Consider the following 3,765-nt stretch of genomic DNA (forward strand, 5'->3'; position numbering starts at 1 on the left):
CCTGGAAAATCCAGGCTGATTATTATCTGAAGCAGTGGTGCGGCCAATGTAATTGTATTTATCGTGTTTCAAAGGAGTTCAACCTGATGTCTAGTCCAGAACATAAGCAAAAAATTTGGGAAATGATAAAAGATATTAAAGTCGGCATGCTGGTCACACTTGATGATGACGTACCGCGTGCCAGACCAATGCATTTAGTTCAGGATGCGTATGATGGCACCATTTGGTTTTATACTCGTCGCAGTGCCGAGAAGGTCACTGAAACTGACCGTGATCAGGATGTCTGCCTGACCTTTTCTGACCAGGATGAAGGTGTGTATGTCTCACTGTCAGGCAAAGCTCAGCTAACAAATAACCAAGCGTTGATAGATAAATATTGGAATCCGTTTATTGCAGCCTGGTTTCCTGAAGGCAAAGAGGATCCCGAGGTCGCCTTACTGGAAATCAAAGTAGAGATGGGTGAACACTGGATGTCCACAGAGAGTAAAGCTTTCCAGCTTTATGAATTTGCCAAAGCCAATATCACTCACACCAAGCCGAATATTGGCGAAAATGAAAAGTTTGGTGGCTAGGAAATGTTTTTTAGAGCAAAGGGCCATGCTGCATTGAGTTTCATTTCAATAAGTCTGGCCCTTTTTATTGAATTCGACGTAAATTCTCACCAATGACCATCGATAAGATAAAAAACGTAGGTTGGGTAGAGCATGGGAAACCCAACAAATCCAAAGTGTTATTTCATTTATTAAAGTTGGGTTTCATGCTTCAACCCAACCTACGATCCTCTCAAGCAACTGCTCCAAATCGCCAAAATGACCATCGCCGCGGGCAGGAAGGGTAGGGTCAGAGATAATAACAATGGATAACTGCAGCTCTGGAACAAGAACCAGCATCTGACCACCATACCCCCGAGCATAGACTGCTTTATGACCCGCATATTCAGTCAGAAACCAGCCATAGCCGTATAAATCACCTGAAAAGGGCGATAAGCCACGAGGCTCCCAGGAGGTTTCAAGCCAATTTTGGCTGACCACTTCCTCACCATCAATTGTTCCACCATTCAATACCATGTCGCCGATCCGAGCCAACCCAAGCGGACTCATTGCCATATCGTTACCGCCCATGTAACGCCCTTGTGGATCGGCGACCCAGGGTGGAATAACGATATTAAGCGGATTACCTAACCAGTCTTGTGCCAGACGATGCAAGCTGTGCCCGGAAGCTTGTGTGAGTGCTGCACCAAGGATATGCCAACCGCCTGTGGAATAGATGAAACGACCGCCAACACGATCCACTAATGGACGATTCAAAGCATAGTCGACCCAATTGTTGCTGGAGACCCATGCCCCATAATTCCTACCTGATGTGCTATCCAACCCGGTCTGCATAGTTAATAAATGTTCGATAGTCAGATTGTCACGATCATCGTCAAAAGCTGATTTTCCTAGCAGAGGCAATACACGTTGATCAGGTCCCTCAATCATGCCACGGTCAATGGCGATACCGGTCAGCAGTGCCACAATGGTCTTTGAAACCGACTTGATATTAACCGGTGTATCCAAAGCTGGACCACGAAAGGCATTAGCGAATAACTGTTCACCATTTTGATGTATGACCAGGGATTGCAGCTGATCAAGTCGTTTTGCCTCATTTGCGATCGTCTTGAAATCAGGTTGTGCCAGAGCGGTACCATTGGTCAGGGCTATCGTTAATATTGCTGTGAATGTGATTAAGAGCTTTTGCAGGGAGATTTTTGACACGTGTAAATCCTATTTGATTTTGAAAACGATCAATTCATCAGTAGGACTATTCATCAATCTAATAATTTAGTTGAATTCAAAAAAAGACAAACAAATTAACATTCACCCATATCCAGATCATTCATCGTTTCACCAACACCCCAATCACTTGAAATGATGCCTTTCTCAATAAACCGGTGAATGCTGGAATAAGGCCAATCAACAGCCTTATCGACATAACTATGTTTCACCGGATTGTAATGAATGTAATCAACATGTCTTTGATAGTCCAAATCATCACGGATTAAATGCTCCCAATAACGGCGTTGCCAGATGCCGCGTTCTCGTTTCGATTTTCGGCTTTGATTGATGATTTCGTGTTTGGGTAATAATCGAGAAAAAGCTGTTTTGATTAACATCCAGCGTTTGGCAAAATCAGAGTCGCCCGGTGGTAAAGTCCAGATTGCATGTAAATGATCGGGAAGTATGACCATGGCATCAATGTGAAATGGATGTCTCTGTTTTACGGTTTTGATACATGAACGCAGGGTATCAATATGATTTGTCAGCAATGTTTGTTTGCGGTTCAGTAGATTAACCGTAAAGAAATAAGTGGCACCAGCCACATCAGCACGGCGATAACGCATCAATCACATTCCTTGTGAAAAATTAATGGTAGGTTGGGCTGAATTTATGAAGCCCAATAAGCGATTTGTAATTTTAGTTTATGATGGGCTTTTATGTCATATTTGAAAATGTTGGGCTTCGTGCCTCAGCCCAACCTACGGGCTAATTTATAAGATAAACAAGGATGTATCTATGGAAAAGTATGAACGATTATTAAAAATGGCTGCTTCTGTGGTGGCTATTACAGTGCCATGTATATTGTTATCAGGCTTTAGTTACCATTTAGGGCGTATCTTTACCTTTGGGTTGAGTTACGAACTTATAAATAAAGATATGAGCGATGTACTGGTTGAAAGCTGGTATATCGGCGTTGTAGCAATTGCATGGTTACTTTCTAAATGGACATACTGGCTTGGTTTTTTTGTTTTTTTTAGTCATTATTGGGCTGATTTCTTTTTTTTATGCACGTTATGCAAAAAAAAAGTGGCAAAGATTGGTTATTTGAAGAAATAAGTAAAGAAAATCAAGGCAGGAAAATTTTGGGTATTACACAATGGCATTGGTGTGTATTAGGTGAGATGCATGTTGAACTCTCATCTTGGTTTTATTATCCACTGGTCATTGTTTGTTTCGTGGGATTATTAACCGCTTTTTCCATATGAAAGAGGGAAAGCTGATGCTGAAAAGCAAATACAAATATATGCAGAGTCAGGCTGTAACCATGAAGAAAAAGTCGGCCAATGTTCTTATTTAATTGATACCAAAAATCAAAAATAAAATCATTGCAACAGGCATTCTTATATCAGCGAATCAAGATCGAATTGCTATTTTTAATGATGAGCTGGAAGTTTGGCCTTTACTAGATAGTTATCTTATTAGAAAGCAAAATAACGATTAAAAATTCTTTGTCAATGCTTCCTTACCCCCCCTGTTTCAAAAATCCTATAAAGAAGATTAATTTGGTAGGTTGGGCTGAATTTATGAAGCCCAACGGATAGGCTAGTTTTATTGAACCACCTTGAAATGTGAAAGCATTTTTATGATTTGGATTGTTGGGCTTCGTACCTCAGCCCAACCTACCTTGCTTAGATCTGTACATATCGCTCAGCATTGTCTTGGCAATGTTTTCTTACTTCCTTCAGCCACAAGTCATACCAGTACCAAGTTTGAGCAACTTGAACGCCAAACCCCTTTGCTGGGACTTTTGCCTCTTTTGATTTCCAGAGTATGGTGTGCTGATATTGTTTGAAATGGATATAACCTTCTTCTTGCATAAGATCAACAATTTGCCCTGGTAGATATTTTTGTTTTTCTTTCTCTTTTATTAACACGTACTCTTTGTTTAGTTGCTCGGCTTCAGGAGAGTTCGCAGGTAGAAACTCAATTACTTTATCGGCTTGTC

At 41.0% G+C, this 3,765-nt stretch carries 5 protein-coding genes; 2 read left to right on the top strand and 3 right to left on the bottom strand.

The genetic code is table 11. The features are described 5' to 3' along the window. Positions 1-86 precede the first annotated feature (86 nt). A complete protein-coding gene (locus A9E74_RS13445) occupies positions 87-572 on the top strand; it encodes a pyridoxamine 5'-phosphate oxidase family protein (protein ID WP_069297110.1) in 486 nt (161 codons plus the stop codon). Between the two features lie 183 nt (positions 573-755). On the opposite strand, the gene A9E74_RS13450 is transcribed toward A9E74_RS13445, so the two are convergent. Continuing rightward, positions 756-1,757, bottom strand: a complete 1,002-nt coding sequence (locus A9E74_RS13450; RefSeq protein ID WP_218104331.1) for a serine hydrolase domain-containing protein — start codon at positions 1,755-1,757, stop codon at positions 756-758. Between the two features lie 95 nt (positions 1,758-1,852). Continuing rightward, positions 1,853-2,383, bottom strand: a complete 531-nt coding sequence (locus tag A9E74_RS13455) for an REP-associated tyrosine transposase (protein WP_069297111.1) — start codon at positions 2,381-2,383, stop codon at positions 1,853-1,855. 172 nt (positions 2,384-2,555) lie between these two features. Here A9E74_RS13455 and A9E74_RS13460 point away from each other — a divergent pair, with 172 nt between their 5' ends. After that, positions 2,556-2,876 carry a hypothetical protein gene (locus tag A9E74_RS13460; protein WP_069297112.1) on the top strand — a complete coding sequence of 107 codons (321 nt, stop codon included), beginning with the start codon at positions 2,556-2,558 and terminating at the stop codon, positions 2,874-2,876. Between the two features lie 572 nt (positions 2,877-3,448). Here A9E74_RS13460 and A9E74_RS14405 read toward each other — a convergent pair. Beyond that, positions 3,449-3,765, bottom strand: a 317-nt coding sequence (locus A9E74_RS14405; protein ID WP_218104332.1) for a hypothetical protein, incomplete at its 5' end; no start/stop codon positions are given.

Origin of the sequence: Methylophaga muralis (assembly GCF_001720165.1) — a bacterium.
Classification (GTDB): domain Bacteria; phylum Pseudomonadota; class Gammaproteobacteria; order Nitrosococcales; family Methylophagaceae; genus Methylophaga; species Methylophaga muralis.

Coding starts and splice junctions, on each gene's coding strand:
- A9E74_RS13445 (WP_069297110.1), top strand. CDS start 87: ATGTCTAGTCCAGAACATAAGCAAAAAATTTGGGAAATGATAAAAGAT.
- A9E74_RS13455 (WP_069297111.1), bottom strand. CDS start 2,383: ATGCGTTATCGCCGTGCTGATGTGGCTGGTGCCACTTATTTCTTTACG.
- A9E74_RS13460 (WP_069297112.1), top strand. CDS start 2,556: ATGGAAAAGTATGAACGATTATTAAAAATGGCTGCTTCTGTGGTGGCT.